This window comes from Kitasatospora herbaricolor (genome assembly GCF_030813695.1).
Taxonomy (GTDB): domain Bacteria; phylum Actinomycetota; class Actinomycetes; order Streptomycetales; family Streptomycetaceae; genus Kitasatospora; species Kitasatospora herbaricolor.
In genome coordinates this window covers 6,875,343-6,890,785 of the sequence record NZ_JAUSVA010000002.1, presented here as the reverse complement: position 1 = coordinate 6,890,785, position 15,443 = coordinate 6,875,343, and the positions used below count along the sequence as shown (strand labels likewise).

Sequence of the window (15,443 nt, the reverse complement as noted above, 5' to 3'; positions counted from 1 at the left end):
GACACGGTTCGGAAACACCGCCGCACCGATCTTGACGCTCCGGAGCCGGTCCCCCACCCTTCAGTGGGAGCGCTCCCATCGGCCGGAGCGGTACCCCGGCCGCGCCCCGTCGCCCGCCACCCCTCCCACCCCCGCCGTTGCCCACCGCCAGCGTCGCCCACCACAGCCGTTCCCCTCCGCCGCTGCCCGGCTCCTCCCCCCTCCGCCCGCGAGAGGCCACCGCACCATGCCGAGAACCACCCCCCGACCGTCCCGCCCCCGACCCCGAAGGGCGGCGGCGCCGCCGCACCGCGCCGGCGCCCGGCGCCTCGCGGCGGCGCTCACGGCCGGGGTGCTGCTGCTCACCGGCTGCGCCTTCGAGGGCTCCCCCACGGGCACGCCGAAAGCGGCGGGCGAGACCTCGGCCGACGCCGGCCAGGGCACGATCACCCTGACGGTCGGCGAGTTCGGCACCTTCGGCTACCACGAGGCGGGCCTGTACCGGGAGTACATGGCCGCCCACCCCGAGATCAACATCCACGCCCAGATCACCCAGGACGGCCAGGCCTACTGGGACGCCCTCACCCCCAAGCTGGCCTCCGGCAGCGGCCTCGCGGACATCCAGGCGGTCGAGGTGGGCTACATCGCCCAGGCCACCAGCACCTACGCCGACCGGTTCACCGACCTGCGCGGCACCCCCGGCGTGGACCCCGCCGCCTGGCTGCCCTGGAAGGTCCAGCAGGGCACCACCGCCGACGGCCGGATGATCGGCCTCGGCACCGACATCGGCCCGATGGCGGTCTGCTACCGCAAGGACCTCTTCAAGAAGGCCGGACTGCCCACCGACCGGGAGGCGGTCGCCGCCCTCTGGAAGGGCGACTGGAACCGCTTCGTGGACGTGGGCCGGCGCTACCAGGCCGCCGCCCCCAAGGGGACGTTCTTCACCGACTCGGTCGGCGGGCTGTTCAACGCCGTCCTGGCCGGCGAGCCGCAGCAGTACTCGGACGCCTCGGGCAAGCTGGACCACCAGTCCAGCCCCGGGGTGAAGAAGGCCTGGGACGTCGCCGTCCGGGCGGCGCAGGGCGGCATGAGCGCCGGGCTCACCCAGTTCCAGGGCGCCTGGAACACCGGGTTCTTCCTGTCCCGGTTCGCCACCGTGGTCTGCCCGTCCTGGATGACCGGCCTGATCAGCAGCCAGTCCGACGACGGCGCGGCCGGCCAGTGGGACATCGCCCAGGCGCCGGTGGCGGGCAACTGGGGCGGCGCCTTCCTGACCGTCCCGGGCGGCGGGGCGCACCCCAAGGAGGCCGCCGCGCTGGCGGCCTGGCTGACCGCGCCCGAGCAGCAGGCCAAGGTCTTCGCCAAGGTCGGCAACCTGCCCTCCACCACGGCGGCGCTGCAACTGCCCGCGGTCCAGCAGGCGAAGCTCGACTTCTTCGGCGAGACGCCGGTCGGCCGGATCTACGCCGCCGCCGCGCAGTTCGTCCGGCCCGCACCGATCGGCAAGGACGACGGCACGGCGAAGACCGTCCTCACCGAGAGCGGGCTGCGGGCGGTCGAGCAGGACGGCACCGATCCGAAGACCGCCTGGAACGACGCCCTCAAGCTGATCAAGCAGAAGACCGGCGGCTGATCCGGTGCGCCGGGCCGCCGCCGCCGGCACCGGCCGGACCGTCCAGCGGCCCCGAACGGCCCGGCGGGCGGTCAGGCCTCGCCCAGCGCCCGCCGGGCCCGGAGGAGGAAGGCGCGCTCGGCCGCGTTCCCGGTGAGGGCGGCCGCCGCCTCGTACGCGGCGGCCGCCTCTGCGGTCCGGCCCAGCCTGCGCAGCAGGTCCGCCCGGACGGCGTGGAAGAGGTGGTAGCCGGCCAGGTCCAGCCCCTCGACCATGGCCAGCGCGGCCTGCGGCCCGTCCACCTCGGCCACCGCGACCGCCCGGTGGAGGGCCGGCACCGGGCCCGGGGACAGCGTCAGCAGCTGGTCGTAGAGCCGCACGATCTGCCGCCAGTCGGTCGCGGCGGCGACGGGCGCGTCGCTGTGCACCGCGTTGATCGCCGCCTGGATCTGGTAGGGGCCCGGCCGGTCGAGCCGCAGGCAGCGCCGCACCAGCGCCTGGCCCTCGGCGATCAGGTCCTGGTCCCAGCGGGCCCGGTCCTGGTCGGCCAGCCGGACGAGGTCGCCCGACGGGGTGGTGCGGGCGGCCCGCCGCGAGTCGGTGAGCAGCATCAGCGCCAGCAGCCCGATGACCTCCGGCTCGTCCGGCATCGACGCGGCCAGCAGCCGGCCGAGCCGGACCGCCTCGGCGCAGAGGTCCGCCCGGACCAGCCGCTCGCCGGAACTCGCCGTGTAGCCCTCGTTGAACACCAGGTAGACCACCGCGAGGACGGGTGGCAGCCGTTCCGCCAGCTCGGCCCCGCCGGGGACGCGGTACGGGATCCCGGCGGCGCGGATCTTGCGTTTGGCCCGGACCAGCCGCTGCGCCATGGTCGGCTCCGGGACCAGGAAGGCGTGCGCGATCTCCGCCGTGCCGAGCCCGCCCAGCAGCCGCAGGGTCAGGGCGACCTGGGCGGCGGGCGCGAGCGCGGGGTGGCAGCAGGTGAAGATCAGGCGCAGCCGGTCGTCGACCGGGTCCTCCCTCGCCGGGCCGTCCCTTCCCCTGCCGTCCTGCGTCCCCCGGTCCTCCGGTCCGCCGCCGTCCGGGGCCGGTCCGCCCGTCGGGCCGAGCCGTACCGCACCGGCCTGGCGCTCCGCCCGGACGGACTCCCGGCGGAGGTCGTCGACCGCCCGGTTGCGGGCCGTGGTGATGATCCAGCCCGCCGGACTCGGCGGCACGCCGTCGGCCGGCCAGCGCTCCACCGCCCTGGTGAAGGCGTGCTGGACCGCCTCCTCGGCGAGGTCGATGTCGCCGAAGCGGCGGACCAGTACGGCCACCGCGCGGCCGTACTCCTGGCGGAAGACCCGCTCGATCTCGGCGACGGCGGCCGGCCCACCGGGACCGGGACGGGTACCGGCAGCGGGACCGGCTCCCGGACGAGGGGCAGGAGCAGCGGGGTCGGGGGCGCCGGGGTCGGGAGCGCCGGGCCGGGGGTGCGGCATCGCGGCGGTCAGCCCTCGGGTCCGTCCTGGAAGGGCCGGACCTCGATCGGCAGGGTGGTCGCCCGGGCCGCGCGGCGGCCCCATTCGAGCGCCGCGTCGAGGTCGGGCGCCCGGATCACCCAGAACCCCCCGAGGTGTTCCTTGCCCTCGGCGTACGGGCCGTCGGTGGTGAGCATCGCGCCGTCCCGGACCCGCACCACGGTGGCGGTGTCGGCGGGGTGCAGCCCGCCGGTGAAGACCCAGGCCCCGGCCGCCCTGATCTCCTGGTTGAGGACGTCGAGGTCGCGCATCACCCGGTCGAGCAGTTCGGGCGCGGGCAGCTCGCCGTCGGGCTGGTAGATGCTGAGCAGGTACTGCTTCACGGCTCCTCCTCCGGTTGCGGCGGCCGGCACCGTGCCGGCCTTCCACCCTCTACACGAACGGCCGGCACGCGGATCGACACCCGTCGGCAAGATTTTCCGCGGCAACCCGGTCGGCCCATCGGCGGCCGGCCGACCGGGCCGGTCCCGCGACCCGCCCCGCGCGCATCCGGCCGTCGACCGGCCGTCCGCCCGCCACCTCCCTGACCGTCCGCCACCCCGCCTCCGGTGCGGGTCCGGCCCCTCCGCTCCCGGCACCCGGCCCGTTCGCTAGCTTGTTCGCTGCACCGGCCGCGGACGAGCCGCCGGGCCCAGCCGGAACCGTACGGAGACCAGCCCTTCCATGGACGCCACGCACGTCACCCCGGGGTCGCAGACACCCGGGGCGCAGCCCGTCACCACCTGCTACCGGCATCCGTCCCGGGAGTCGTACATCAGGTGCACCCGCTGCGAGCGCCACATCTGCCCGGACTGCATGCTGGACGCACCGGTCGGCCACCAGTGCCCGGAGTGCGTGAAGGAGGGCCACCGGAGCATCCGTCAGGCCCGCACGGTGTTCGGCGGGAAGCCGATCGGCACGCCCTTCCTGACGTACGTCCTGATCGCCGTGAACGTGCTGGTCTACGTCCTCGAACTGATCCGTCCGGGTGTCGTCGGCCGGTTCGACAGCCTCGGCCGGGGTGTGGTCGGGCCGGACGGCCTGCGGTACGTCGTCGAGGGCGATCTGCTGCCGCCGGGGTTCCACGAGATCGGGATCGCGCACGGCGAGTGGTACCGGCTGGTCACCTCGGGTTTCCTGCACCTGCCGCCCACCCAGGGGCAGTTCGGCATCCTGCACATCCTGATGAACATGTACTCGCTGTGGCTCTTCGGACGGGTGGTGGAGGAGCAGCTGGGCCGGGTCCGGCTGCTGGCGCTCTATCTGGTGGGCCTGCTCGGCGGGTCGGTCCTGGGGTACCTGATCGCCCCGGACGAGGCGGCGGTCGGCGCGTCCGGCGCGATCTTCGGACTGGTCGGCACGTACTTCCTGATGACCAGGAAGATGCACCACGACCCCCTCGGCGGCGGCCGGCAGCTGGTGGGGGCGATCATCTGGCTGGTCGCCTCGGCCGGCTTCACCTTCTGGCAGGGCCATCTCGGCGGGCTGCTGGCGGGGTTCGCGGCCGGCTCGGTGCTGGTGTTCGCGCCACGCAGGGGCCGGGTGCCGGTCCAGGCGGCCGGGGTGCTGGCCGTCCTCGGGCTGCTGACGGCCCTGGTGTTCGTGCAGACCGCCGATCTCGCCGGGCGCAGCCTCTGGGGCTGACCCCCGCGCATCCCGCAGGCCGCAGGCCCGTGGGCGCCGAGGACCGGACGGCCGGTCCCGCGCCCGCGGGCCTGCTGCCGTTGCGTTCCGGGGTGGAAGCCGGGTCAGCGGGCCGGCCCGCCGGGCGCACCGGGGGCCGAGGTCCAGCCCTGCTCCCGGCGCCGTTCGAAGCCGTCCAGCAGGAGGTCCAGGGCGAACTCGAACTCGAACTGGTCGTCGCAGCCCCGGCCGACCACGGAGTCGTCGTCGTGGGCGGTGGCCCCGGCCAGCTCCGTGACGTACGGGTACCGCTGCGCCAGCTGCTGGAACGCCGCCGCCTGCTCACCGGCCCGCGCGTCCGGCGCGGCGTCCGGCGCGGCGCCGGGCACCGCGCCGGGCGGGGCGTCGAAGACCTCCTGGGTGAAGCCGAGGATGCGGCCGCCCAGGGCGTGCATCACGTGGTGGGTGAGGTCGACCGAGAAGCCCCCGGTCCGGAAGAGGCCGATCACCGCGTCCATGTGGGCCAGCAGGGCCGGGGTGGGGCCGCTCCGGGACCGGATCACCTGGGCGGCCCAGGGGTGGCTGCGCAGCGCCTCCCGGGCCGCCAGGACCCGCCCGCGGACGGCGGCGCGCCAGTCGGCGCCCGGGTCCGGCGGATGGATCCCGCCGACCACCGCGTCGACCATGCCGTCCAGCAGCTCCTCCTTGTTGGCGACGTGCTTGTAGAGCGCCATCGGGACCACGCCCAGCTCCTGGGCGAGCCGGCGCATGCTGAGCGCCTCGATCCCCGTCGCGTCGGCGAGCGCGACCGCCGCGCGCAGCACCCGGTCCCTGCTCAGGGGGGCCCGGCGGGCCGCGTCCGTCTGCTGGGCCATCTGCTGGACTCCCTCGGTTCGACTGCCGGAGCGGTGCACCGGCTTGACGAGTGTACGGCGTACGCCTACCGTGAGTCCCAGGTGTACGCCGTACACCTTTCGAGGGGAGTATCCGGATGAGACCGACCCGACGGACCGCGACGGTCGCGGGTGTCCTGTTCCTTGTCACCGAGGTCACCGCGATCGGCGGCCTCGTGCTGTACGGCCCCGTCCTCAAGGGCGCCGACTACGTGACCGGCTCCGGCGCGGACGGCCGGGTGTTCCTGGGGGCGCTCTTGGAGCTGCTCCTCGCGGCGGCGGTCGTCGGCACCGGGGTCACGCTGTACCCCGTCCTGCGGCGGCAGCACGAGGGGGCCGCGCTCGGCTACGCCTGCGCCCGCCTGCTGGAGGCCGCCGTCATCGTCGTCGGCATCGTGAGCGTCCTGTCCGTGGTGACCCTCCGGCAGGACTTCGCTTCCGGCGCCGCGGGCCCCGACGCCGCGTCGGTGCGCACGGTGGCCCGGGCCCTGGTGGCGGTCCACGACCGGGCCTTCCTCCTCGGCCCCAACTTCGTGCTCGGAGCCAACACCCTGGTGCTCGCCTGCCTGCTGTACCGCTCACGGCTGGTGCCGCGGTTCGTGGCGGTGCTCGGGCTGGTCGGCGGGCCACTGATCTGCGCCTCGGCGACGGCCGTGCTGTTCGGCGTCTACGAGCAGGTCTCGACCGCCGGGTCGCTGGCGGCCCTGCCGGTGTTCGCCTGGGAGGTGACGCTGGCCGTGCGGCTGGTCGCCAAGGGCTTCGACCCCGCCGCCCCCGCCACCTCGGCCGGCCGACCCGTCCCCGTGGCCGCCTGAACGGCCCGGTGACCTGACGGCCGGGTGGGCCCGGCGGCCGGGTGGGCCCGGCGGCCGGGTGGGCCCGGCGGCCGGGTGGGCCCACCCGGGGCGGGAAGCACCGCAGGGCCGGCGGTCAGCCGTCCTCGCGCGGTGTGCGGAAGCCCGCCAGCAGCTGCTCGGCCGCCAGCGTCGCGGTCAGCCGGCCGTCCCGGACCTGCTGCTCCAGCAGGGGGGTGAGGCGTCGGACCTCGGGGTGCTCGCGGAGCTGGGAGAGCAGCTGGTCGTGGACCATCGCCCAGGTCCAGTCGATCTGCTGGTCGCGCCGCTTGGCCTCCAGCGAGCCGGTCGCGTCGAGGATCTGCCGGTGCTGCCGCAGCCGCTCCCAGAGCTCGTCCAGCCCGGAGCCGTCGCGGCCGCTGCAGGTGAGGACCGGCGGGTTCCAGGCCGCGTCCGGGGCCTGGAGCAGCCGCAGCGCGCCGGCCAGTTCCCGGGCGGCGGCCTTGGCGTCCAGCTCGTGGGGGCCGTCCGCCTTGTTGACGGCGACGATGTCGGCGAGCTCCAGGACGCCCTTCTTGATGCCCTGGAGCTGGTCGCCGGTGCGGGCCAGGGTGAGCAGCAGGAAGGTGTCGACCATCCCCGCGACGGTGGTCTCGGACTGGCCGACGCCGACGGTCTCCACCAGCACGACGTCGTAGCCGGCGGCCTCCATCACGACCATGCTCTCGCGGGTCGCCCGGGCCACCCCGCCGAGAGTGCCCGAGGTCGGCGAGGGGCGCACGAAGGCCGCCGGGTCGACGGCGAGCTTCTCCATCCGGGTCTTGTCGCCCAGGATGGAGCCGCCCGTCCGGCTGGAGGAGGGGTCGACGGCGAGCACCGCGACCCGGTGGCCGAGGCCGGTGAGCATGGTGCCCAGGGCCTCGATGAAGGTGGACTTGCCGACGCCGGGGACGCCGGTGATGCCGACCCGCACCGCGTTGCCGCTGTGCGGGAGCAGCTCGACCAGCAGGCGCTGGGCGAGCGCCCGGTGGTCGGGCCGGGTGGACTCCACCAGGGTGATGGCCCGCGCGATGTACGCGCGCGAGCCGTCCCGCACCCCCTGGACGTAACTGTCGAGATCGATCGCCCTGGCCATCGGCGTCAGCGGCCTACAGCTCGTGGCCGAGCTCGGCGGCCAGCGACTTCAGCAGGTCGTACGCGGCGTCCGGGATCACCGTGCCCGGCGGGAAGACGGCGGCGGCGCCGGCCTCGTACAGGGCGTCGAAGTCCTGCGGGGGGATGACCCCGCCGACCACGATGGTGATGTCGTCGCGGCCCGCCTCGGCCAGCGCGGTGCGCAGCGCGGGCACCAGGGTGAGGTGGCCGGCGGCGAGCGAGGAGACGCCGACGATGTGCACGTCGGCCTCGACGGCCTGGCGGGCGACCTCCTCCGGGGTCTGGAAGAGCGGGCCGACGTCGACCACGAAGCCGAGGTCGGCGAAGGCGGTGGCGATCACCTTCTGGCCGCGGTCGTGGCCGTCCTGGCCCATCTTGGCCACCAGGATGCGCGGACGGCGGCCCTCGGCCTCCTCGAAGGCCTCGACCAGCGCGCGGGTGCGCTCGACCGCCGTGGAGGGGCCTGCTTCGTCTCGGTACACACCGGAGATGGTACGGATCTGGCCGGAGTGGCGGCCGTAGACCGCCTCCAGGGCGTCGGAGATCTCCCCGACGGTGGCCTTGGCGCGGGCCGCGTCCACCGCGAGGGCCAGCAGGTTGCCCTCCAGGCCGCCGCCGCTCTGCGGGCCGGCCTCGGCGGAGGCGGTGAGCGCGCGCAGCGCGGCCTGGCAGGCCGCCTCGTCACGCTCGGCGCGCAGCCGGCGCAGCTTCTCGACCTGCTGGGTGCGCACGGAGGAGTTGTCGACCTTGAGGACGTCGATCTGCTCGTCGGTGGCGACGCGGTACTTGTTGACGCCGATCACCGGCTGGCGGCCGGAGTCGATCCGGGCCTGGGTGCGGGCGGCGGCCTCCTCGACGCGCAGCTTGGGGATGCCGGCGTCGATGGCCTTGGCCATGCCGCCGGCCGCCTCGACCTCCTGGATGTGCTCCCAGGCGCGGCGGGCCAGGTCGTTGGTGAGCTTCTCGACGTAGGCGGATCCGCCCCAGGGGTCGATCACCCGGCAGGTGCCGGACTCCTGCTGCAGGAGCAGCTGGGTGTTGCGGGCGATCCGGGCCGAGAAGTCGGTCGGCAGGGCCAGCGCCTCGTCGAGGGCGTTGGTGTGCAGCGACTGGGTGTGGCCCTGGGTGGCGGCCATCGCCTCCACGCAGGTGCGCGTCACGTTGTTGAAGACGTCCTGGGCGGTCAGCGACCAGCCGGAGGTCTGCGAGTGGGTGCGCAGCGACAGCGACTTGGGGTTCTTCGGCTCGAACTGCTGGACCAGCTTGGCCCAGAGCAGGCGGGCCGCGCGGAGCTTGGCGACCTCCATGAAGAAGTTCATGCCGATGGCCCAGAAGAAGGACAGCCGGGGCGCGAAGGCGTCCACGTCCATGCCGGCCGCCAGGCCCGCGCGCAGGTACTCCACGCCGTCGGCCAGGGTGTAGGCCAGCTCCAGGTCGGCCGTGGCCCCGGCCTCCTGGATGTGGTAGCCGGAGATGGAGATGGAGTTGTAGCGCGGCATCTTCTGCGAGGTGTACGCGAAGATGTCGGAGATGATCCGCATGGACGGCTGCGGCGGGTAGATGTAGGTGTTGCGGACCATGAACTCTTTGAGGATGTCGTTCTGGATGGTCCCCGCGAGCTTCTCGGGCGCCACCCCCTGCTCCTCGGCGGCCACGATGTAGAGCGCCAGGACGGGCAGCACGGCACCGTTCATGGTCATCGACACCGACATCCGGTCCAGCGGGATGCCGTCGAAGAGCTGGCGCATGTCGTAGATCGAGTCGATCGCCACACCGGCCATGCCGACGTCGCCGGTCACCCGGGGGTGGTCGCTGTCGTAGCCGCGGTGGGTCGGCAGGTCGAAGGCGACCGAGAGGCCCTTCTGGCCGGCGGCCAGGTTGCGGCGGTAGAACGCGTTGGACTCCTCCGCGGTGGAGAAACCGGCGTACTGGCGCACCGTCCAGGGCTGGTTGACGTACATGGTGGGGTACGGCCCGCGCAGGTACGGCGCGATGCCCGGGTAGGTGGCCAGGAAGTCCAGGCCCGCCAGGTCCTCGCCGGTGTACAGCGGCTTGACGCCGATGCCCTCGGGGGTCTCCCAGACCAGGTCGTCGACGTCCTTGCCGGTGGCCTGCTGCCAGGCCTCCCGCCACTGCTCGCCGGTGCTGCCCGGGGTGCCGGGCTCGTCGTCCAGGCCGATCTCGGTGAAGTCGGGGATCACCGTGCCGCTCCGATCTCGTCGAGGACCGAGGTGAGGACGGCGACCGCGTCGCAGCCCGCGAAGACGTATCCGTCCACCCCGGCCTTTTGGTACGCCTCGCGGTGCTCGCCCGGCTTGCCGGCCAGCAGCACCCGCCGCGCGCCGGCGGCCTTCAGGGCCGAGGCGACGGCCTCGGCGTGCTCGGCGTACAGCTTGTCGCCGGAGCAGAGGCAGGCCACGCTCGCGCCGCTGGCGGTGAAGGCCTCGGCCAGCGCGTCCGCGCCGTCGCCCTCGCCGGTCACCGTGGCCAGGCCGCCGGCCTGGAAGAGGTTGGCGGCGAAGGAGGACCGGCCGGTGTGCACGGCCGCCGGGCCGATCGCGGCCAGGAAGACGGACGGGCGCGCGCCGGCCGCGGCCAGCCGCTCGTCGGAGCGGGTGCGCAGCGCCTCGAAGGCCTCCGCGCGCCGGACCTTCGGCAGGCCGCCGGCCGGCGCCGGGCCGCGGTCGGCGGCCTGCTCGCGGACCACCGGCTGCTCGCCGAGGTTGGGGAACTCGCTGACTCCGGTGATGGGTTCGCGCCGGTGCGCGAGGTCGACCGAGCGCTCGGCCCAGGTGGCGGCGACGGTCTCGCGGATCAGCCCGGAGGTCAGGGCGGCGCGCTGGCCGCCGGCCCGCTCGATCTCCTGGAACCAGGCCCAGGCGGCCCGGGCCAGCTCGTCGGTGAGCTGCTCGACGTACCAGGAGCCGCCGGCCGGGTCGATCACCCGGGCCAGGTGGGACTCCTCCAGCAGGATCGACTGGGTGTTGCGGGCGATCCGGCGGGCGAAGGCGTCCGGCAGGCCGAGGGCGTCGTCGAAGGGGAGCACGCTCACCGCGTCGGCGCCGCCGACGCCGGCGGCCAGGCAGGCCACCGTGGTGCGGAGCATGTTCACCCAGGGGTCGCGCTCGGTCATCATCACGCCGGAGGTGACGGCGTGCTGGCGCTGCGCGGCCGCTTCCGGCGCGGCGCCGGCCACCTGGGCGACCCGGGCCCAGAGCCTGCGCGCGGCACGGAACTTGGCGATGGTGAGGAACTGGTCGGCGGTGGCGGCGTAGCGGAACTCCAGCTGCCCGCAGGCCTGGTCGACCGTCAGTCCGGCCGCGGTCAGCTCCCGCAGGTAGGCCACGCCGGCGGCCAGCGAGGCGCCGAGCTCCTGGGCCGCCGAGGCACCGGCGTCGTGCAGGGCGAGGGCGTCCACGGTCAGCGCCCGCAGGCCCGGGTGGTCGCGCACGCAGTCGACGGCCAGCGCCACCGCGTCGGTGAGGTGGCGGTCGGTGTCCTCGTCGTTGCCGGTGCGGGCCAGCAGGCCCAGCGGGTCGGCGCCGAGGTTGCCCCGGGCCTCCTGGGGCGGCACCTCGCGCCGGGCGTACAGGGCGAGCAACTGCCCGGCGGCGGCGACGAAGTCGGCGCCCGGGTCGAGCACCACGGACGCCAGGTCCAGGTAGACGCCCGTCAGGACCTCGTCCAGGGAGTCGACCGGCACACCGCCGGCCCCGACGGCCAGCCAGATGCTGGTGACGCCGTTCTCCAGGTCCGCGAGCACCGCCTCGTTCGACCGCCGGGGGTCCGGATGGGCGTGGCGCTGCCGCACGTCCCAGCCGGAGAGGACCGATCCCTGGGCCCGGCCGCCGCGTACGAACGGCGGGAAGCCCGGATGTCCGGGATCGGCCGCCGTGTCGTCGGCGGTGTACAGCGGGCGGGCGCGAAGCCCGTCCTGAAGCTCGGTGGTGAGGGCGTCCTCGGCCTGTGCGCCTTCGACGTTCTGCGCGCCTGACTTGCGCAGGACGCCTTCGACGAGGAGCTGCCATTGCTCGCGGGTTGCGTCCGGGAACTCGGCGGCCAGAGGGAGCCCTTCGGGCGGGACCGTCATGAGGGAAGATTAAGGTCCGGCGGCTCCGGGCTGCAGGGCCAATCGGTGTGACGTTGCCCTCCATGCACTCTGTGCTGCGGAAAGTGTCTCCGGGGCCCCGCAAGTCAGGGGTCGGCATAGGGGTTGCGATAGGGGTTCCGGCGGCTCCCGACCCCCGTCGGGCGGCCGGCGCGGTGGCTCCGGGCGCTCCCGGCACCGCCCGGCGAACCGGGTGGCGGCCCGGGCGTGTCGCCTCCCCGCCGGCGACGGGACCGCCCCGGCGACCGTCAGCGCCCCGCCTTCACGGCGACCGACTCGATGACGCCCCGCCAGGCCCTGCGGTACCCCTCACGGAGCGGGCCGCCGACGAGGTCGAGGACCTCCGAGGCCGCGGCGGTGAGCGCCGCGTGCTCCCCCGAGACGCACAGCAGCCGGTGCCCTTCGAGCAGGGCGCCGCCGAGCTCCGGGTCGGCCGCCAGCAGGCGTCGCGGCAGCCACTTGCCGCCGCCGGTCCACGCCCGGTGGTGGTCCAGCAGCAGATCGGCGGCCCCTTCGAGGACCACGGCCGCGACGGCCAGACGCTCGAACGGGTCGGCGGCGTCCGCCAGGTCGTCCAGCGCGTCGGTCAGCCCGTACCGCTTGGTCCCGACCGCCTCCGGTGCCAGCGGCGGGGGCCCCTGCCGGAGGTCCGCCTCGGCCAGCGCCCGGGCCCGGGCGGCCTCGCCCTGCGGGTCGGTGAGCACCAGGCCGTCCCGGTACATGTCCTGGAGCACGGCGCGCCGGGTGGCGGCGTCCGCCGCGAAGAGCTCCGCCAGCCCGGCCCGGGTGTGGACGAAGAGTTCGACCAGCCGGCCCTCGAAGCGGAGGGTCTCGCGGCGGGTCCCGGCGCCGTCCCGGACCAGCACCGCGATGTCGAGGTCGCTGCCGGCGGTGGCCCGGCCCCGGGCGGTGGAGCCGGCCAGCACCGCCGCCAGCGCGTCCGGGAACAGCTCCCGGACGAGGCGCCGGGCCTGCTCGACGGGCGCCGGGTCGACCGGTGCCCGGTCGGCGGACTGCGGGGCGGCGGGCTGCAGGGCGGTGGCGCGCGGGGCGGTGGGCTGCGGATCCATGCCCGGCAGGGTTTCACGGGACGCCCGCGACGGGCGACGGGAATTCCGCCGGGCCGGGGCCGCGCGCAGGGGTGCCGGCCCCCTCCGGAAGCGGATCCCCGGGCCGCCGCCCGCCCCCGAAAAGGAGTGCCGACCCGCCCGCTGCCCTGACTATCCTTCACCGACCCGACGTGATCGACGTCTTGTCCACCCCGTGAGCCCGGGAGCCGCCGCATGACCACCCCGCCCCTGCCCGCCCCCGTGGAGGCCGCCGTCCGGCGGGCCGCCGAGCACTCCTTCCCGTACTCCTGCGAGCGGGTCGCCGGCGAGCTGCTCGCCGTGCTGGCCGCCGCCGTGCCGGCGGGCGGCCGGATCCTCGAACTCGGGACGGGAGCCGGCGTCGGGCTGGCCTGGATCACCCACGGCCTGGCCGGCCGCACCGACACCACCGTGCTGAGCGTCGAGCAGGACCCGGACACCGCCGCGCTCGCCGCGAGCGCCGGCCTGCCCTCCTGGGCGACCCTGACCACCGGCGACGCCGAGGCCCTGCTGCCCGGGCTCGGCCGGTTCGACCTGATCTTCGCCGACGCCGAGGGCGGCAAGTGGTCGGGCCTGGACCTCACCCTGCGGGCGCTGGCCGACGGCGGCGTCCTGCTGCTCGACGACATGGACCCGGCGCGCTACGAGCTGCCCGAGCACCACCGGGCGATAGCAGGCGTCCGCGCCACCCTGGCGGCGGACGACGGGCTGGTGCTGACCGACCTCCCGGTGGGCACCGGGATCATCATCGCCACCCGCCGGCCGCGCTGAACCGGAGGCCGCAGCGCCGTACGGCCCACGGCCGCCGGCCCGGCCACCGCCGGCCGCGCCGTCACGCCGCTGCCGCCCGGGGCCCCGGGCCCGGACGGCGACGCCGCCGTCCGGGTGCACCTCGGCCCGGACGGGCGATCGTCGGTAGCACAGGGCGATGAGATGACTACTCTGCGAGCACGGCCTCTCACGGTGGCCGGAGTGGAGCGGAGGAGGCCACGGATGCGGATCGCAGTATGTCAGAACAAAGGCGGGTCCGGGAAGTCGGCGATGGTGGTGAATCTGGCCGCCGCGCTGGCCGAGGCGGGTGAGCTGGTGGACGTCGCCGACGTGGACCCGCAGGGGAACGCCTCGCGGCGGCTGGCGGCGCGCCCTGCCGCCGACCAGATGACCATCAGCGAGGCGATCAAGTGCGACGCCCTGGGCGCCGCCCGGGACGCCTACGTGCCCTGCGGCTGGGGCGGTGTGTACAGCGAGCGGATCAGGGTGCTGCCGGCCAGGTTCGAGCTGGAGAACCGGATCTCCGAGGCCGGCACGGTCGGCGCGGTGAAACGGCTCAAGCGGGCCCTGGCCGGCTGCGACGACCGGCGGGTCACGCTGCTCGACTGTCCGCCGTCGCTGGGCCACCTGACCCAGCTCGCGATGGTCGCCGCCGATGTGGTGCTGATCGTGGCCGAGCCCGAGTTCGACGGGATCGAGGGCGCGGTGCGGGTGCTGAACTTCGTCCGGGACCACGCCGACGACCTCAACAACCCCCGGCTGCGGGTGGCCGGGGTGGTGCCCTCCCGGGTCCGCTCCGGGCTCGGCGTGCACGACTTCCAGATCGCCGGACTCGACGAGTGCTTCCCCGGCCTGGTCTGGGCGCCGCACATCCGGGAGCGGGCGGTGGTCAAGGCCGCCGCGGACTCGGTCGCCCCGCTCCGCTCGCTCCGCACGGCCCCCGCCCGGGAGGTCGCGGAGGACTTCGACAAGCTGGCCGCGCAGGTCAGGAAGCTCATGGAGGTCGCCGCATGAACGAGCGTCCACGGCTCCAGCGTCCCGACAGCGCCGCCAAGCTGGCCGGGCCCGAGACCCTGATGATCGGCAACCGGCCCGGGCGGCGGCACCCCGAGGCGGGCCCGGGGGCGGGCGCGTCCCTCGGCGCGGCGGGTCGGCCGGCCGGTTCGCTGGCCGGCTGCACGCTGGCCGAACTGGAGGAACGGGTCGCCGCCGCGCAGGACCGGGGGGTCGACGCGATCCGGCAGGCCGAGGCCCAGTTCGAGGCGGACAAGCAGGCCGCGCACACCAGGTTCGCGGCGGACGCCGGCCCCGCCCTGTGGGAGATCCACGACCGGCGGCTCTACCGGGCCAGCCACGCCACCTGGGAGGAGTACCTGACCGAGCGCTGGAACCTGTCGCGGTCCTACGCCCACCGGTTGCTGGAGATGATCCCGGTCCAGGCAGCGCTGTTGCCAAATCCGGCTTTTGGCAACATCGTGCTCCGCGAGTCGCAGGCCCGGGTGCTGGTCCCGGTGCTGCGCGAACGCGGGCCCGAGCAGGTACGGGAGGTGGTGGAGAAGGCGATGGCCGGCGGCGGGCGGCCGACCGCCAAGGCGCTGACGGCGGCCCGGACCGAACTCGGCTACGCGCCGGCGGCCGCGCTGCAGTGGGAGGAGGAGCCGGCCGCCCCGGCCGAGCCGCCCACCGTGGACCAGGAGGAGGGCCGGCTGGCGCTCGGGGACCTGGAACGGCTGGCCGGCGTGCTGCGGGCGGCCCTGCGGGACCTGCCCGACACGCTGCCCGCCACAGCCGCGCGGTCCTTCCCGGAGGAGACCGCGACGGCCGTGGCCGACCTGCGCAAACAGGTCCGCCGGGCGGCCCGGATCATCGGCGCCGACCTGGTGGCCGGCGCCGCCGCCCCGGACCGGCGCCGCTGACCACC

13 protein-coding genes are annotated in these 15,443 nt (G+C 75.1%); 6 read left to right on the top strand and 7 right to left on the bottom strand.

Going from position 1 to position 15,443, the window contains the following annotated elements; translation table 11 throughout:
• Positions 1-226 precede the first annotated feature (226 nt).
• Entirely contained in the window at positions 227-1,612 is a 1,386-nt protein-coding gene (locus tag J2S46_RS30180; protein ID WP_191291240.1) for an ABC transporter substrate-binding protein, read from the top strand.
• Positions 1,613-1,683: 71 nt separating this feature from the next.
• Here J2S46_RS30180 and J2S46_RS30175 read toward each other — a convergent pair whose 3' ends face one another.
• Both J2S46_RS30175 and J2S46_RS30170 read right to left on the bottom strand, forming a co-directional pair.
• Entirely contained in the window at positions 1,684-2,907 is a 1,224-nt protein-coding gene (locus J2S46_RS30175) for an RNA polymerase sigma factor (protein WP_229912898.1), read from the bottom strand.
• A gap of 173 nt (positions 2,908-3,080) precedes the next feature.
• Entirely contained in the window at positions 3,081-3,434 is a 354-nt protein-coding gene (locus J2S46_RS30170) for a YciI family protein (RefSeq protein WP_191291242.1), read from the bottom strand.
• Between the two features lie 340 nt (positions 3,435-3,774).
• Here J2S46_RS30170 and J2S46_RS30165 point away from each other — a divergent pair, with 340 nt between their 5' ends.
• Positions 3,775-4,734 carry a rhomboid family intramembrane serine protease gene (locus J2S46_RS30165; protein ID WP_191291243.1) on the top strand — a complete coding sequence of 320 codons (960 nt, stop codon included), beginning with the start codon at positions 3,775-3,777 and terminating at the stop codon, positions 4,732-4,734.
• 104 nt (positions 4,735-4,838) lie between these two features.
• On the opposite strand, the gene J2S46_RS30160 is transcribed toward J2S46_RS30165, so the two are convergent.
• Entirely contained in the window at positions 4,839-5,588 is a 750-nt protein-coding gene (locus tag J2S46_RS30160; protein WP_191291244.1) for a TetR/AcrR family transcriptional regulator, read from the bottom strand.
• A 116-nt stretch (positions 5,589-5,704) separates the two neighbouring features.
• On the opposite strand from J2S46_RS30160, the gene J2S46_RS30155 reads away from it, so the two are divergent.
• Positions 5,705-6,421 carry a DUF4386 domain-containing protein gene (locus tag J2S46_RS30155; RefSeq protein WP_191291245.1) on the top strand — a complete coding sequence of 239 codons (717 nt, stop codon included), beginning with the start codon at positions 5,705-5,707 and terminating at the stop codon, positions 6,419-6,421.
• Positions 6,422-6,536: 115 nt separating this feature from the next.
• On the opposite strand, the gene meaB is transcribed toward J2S46_RS30155, so the two are convergent.
• The 4 genes from meaB to J2S46_RS30135 all read right to left on the bottom strand — a co-directional run bounded on the left by meaB (position 6,537) and on the right by J2S46_RS30135 (position 12,733).
• Positions 6,537-7,535, bottom strand: coding sequence for a methylmalonyl Co-A mutase-associated GTPase MeaB (gene meaB / locus J2S46_RS30150; protein WP_191291246.1), 999 nt, complete (start codon positions 7,533-7,535; stop codon positions 6,537-6,539).
• A 13-nt stretch (positions 7,536-7,548) separates the two neighbouring features.
• Positions 7,549-9,753 carry a methylmalonyl-CoA mutase gene (scpA, locus tag J2S46_RS30145; protein WP_191291323.1) on the bottom strand — a complete coding sequence of 735 codons (2,205 nt, stop codon included), beginning with the start codon at positions 9,751-9,753 and terminating at the stop codon, positions 7,549-7,551.
• On the bottom strand, positions 9,753-11,645 hold the full coding sequence (gene mutA, locus J2S46_RS30140; protein WP_191291247.1) for a methylmalonyl-CoA mutase small subunit: 1,893 nt from the start codon (positions 11,643-11,645) through the stop codon (positions 9,753-9,755). Before mutA ends, scpA begins: the two co-directional genes overlap by 1 nt.
• Positions 11,646-11,911: 266 nt before the next feature.
• Positions 11,912-12,733, bottom strand: a complete 822-nt coding sequence (locus J2S46_RS30135) for a nucleotidyltransferase domain-containing protein (protein WP_191291248.1) — start codon at positions 12,731-12,733, stop codon at positions 11,912-11,914.
• A 213-nt stretch (positions 12,734-12,946) separates the two neighbouring features.
• On the opposite strand from J2S46_RS30135, the gene J2S46_RS30130 reads away from it, so the two are divergent.
• The 3 genes from J2S46_RS30130 (at position 12,947) to J2S46_RS30120 (ending at position 15,438) form a co-directional block, all read left to right on the top strand.
• Entirely contained in the window at positions 12,947-13,522 is a 576-nt protein-coding gene (locus tag J2S46_RS30130) for an O-methyltransferase (RefSeq protein ID WP_191291249.1), read from the top strand.
• Positions 13,523-13,684: 162 nt separating this feature from the next.
• On the top strand, positions 13,685-14,536 hold the full coding sequence (locus J2S46_RS30125) for a ParA family protein (RefSeq protein ID WP_307351730.1): 852 nt from the start codon (positions 13,685-13,687) through the stop codon (positions 14,534-14,536).
• Positions 14,533-15,438: a hypothetical protein gene (locus J2S46_RS30120; protein ID WP_191291250.1), complete on the top strand. Its 906-nt coding sequence runs from the start codon at positions 14,533-14,535 to the stop codon at positions 15,436-15,438. Before J2S46_RS30125 ends, J2S46_RS30120 begins: the two co-directional genes overlap by 4 nt.
• Positions 15,439-15,443: the final 5 nt, after the last annotated feature.

What these genes read in the sequence shown, in the direction of transcription:
- J2S46_RS30165 (WP_191291243.1), top strand. Translation starts at nt 3,775, where the DNA reads ATGGACGCCACGCACGTCACCCCGGGGTCGCAGACACCCGGGGCGCAG.
- J2S46_RS30155 (WP_191291245.1), top strand. Translation starts at nt 5,705, where the DNA reads ATGAGACCGACCCGACGGACCGCGACGGTCGCGGGTGTCCTGTTCCTT.
- J2S46_RS30120 (WP_191291250.1), top strand. Translation starts at nt 14,533, where the DNA reads ATGAACGAGCGTCCACGGCTCCAGCGTCCCGACAGCGCCGCCAAGCTG.
- J2S46_RS30135 (WP_191291248.1), bottom strand. Translation starts at nt 12,733, where the DNA reads ATGGATCCGCAGCCCACCGCCCCGCGCGCCACCGCCCTGCAGCCCGCC.
- J2S46_RS30125 (WP_307351730.1), top strand. Translation starts at nt 13,685, where the DNA reads ATGACTACTCTGCGAGCACGGCCTCTCACGGTGGCCGGAGTGGAGCGG.
- J2S46_RS30130 (WP_191291249.1), top strand. Translation starts at nt 12,947, where the DNA reads ATGACCACCCCGCCCCTGCCCGCCCCCGTGGAGGCCGCCGTCCGGCGG.
- J2S46_RS30160 (WP_191291244.1), bottom strand. Translation starts at nt 5,588, where the DNA reads ATGGCCCAGCAGACGGACGCGGCCCGCCGGGCCCCCCTGAGCAGGGAC.
- mutA (WP_191291247.1), bottom strand. Translation starts at nt 11,645, where the DNA reads ATGACGGTCCCGCCCGAAGGGCTCCCTCTGGCCGCCGAGTTCCCGGAC.
- meaB (WP_191291246.1), bottom strand. Translation starts at nt 7,535, where the DNA reads ATGGCCAGGGCGATCGATCTCGACAGTTACGTCCAGGGGGTGCGGGAC.
- J2S46_RS30180 (WP_191291240.1), top strand. Translation starts at nt 227, where the DNA reads ATGCCGAGAACCACCCCCCGACCGTCCCGCCCCCGACCCCGAAGGGCG.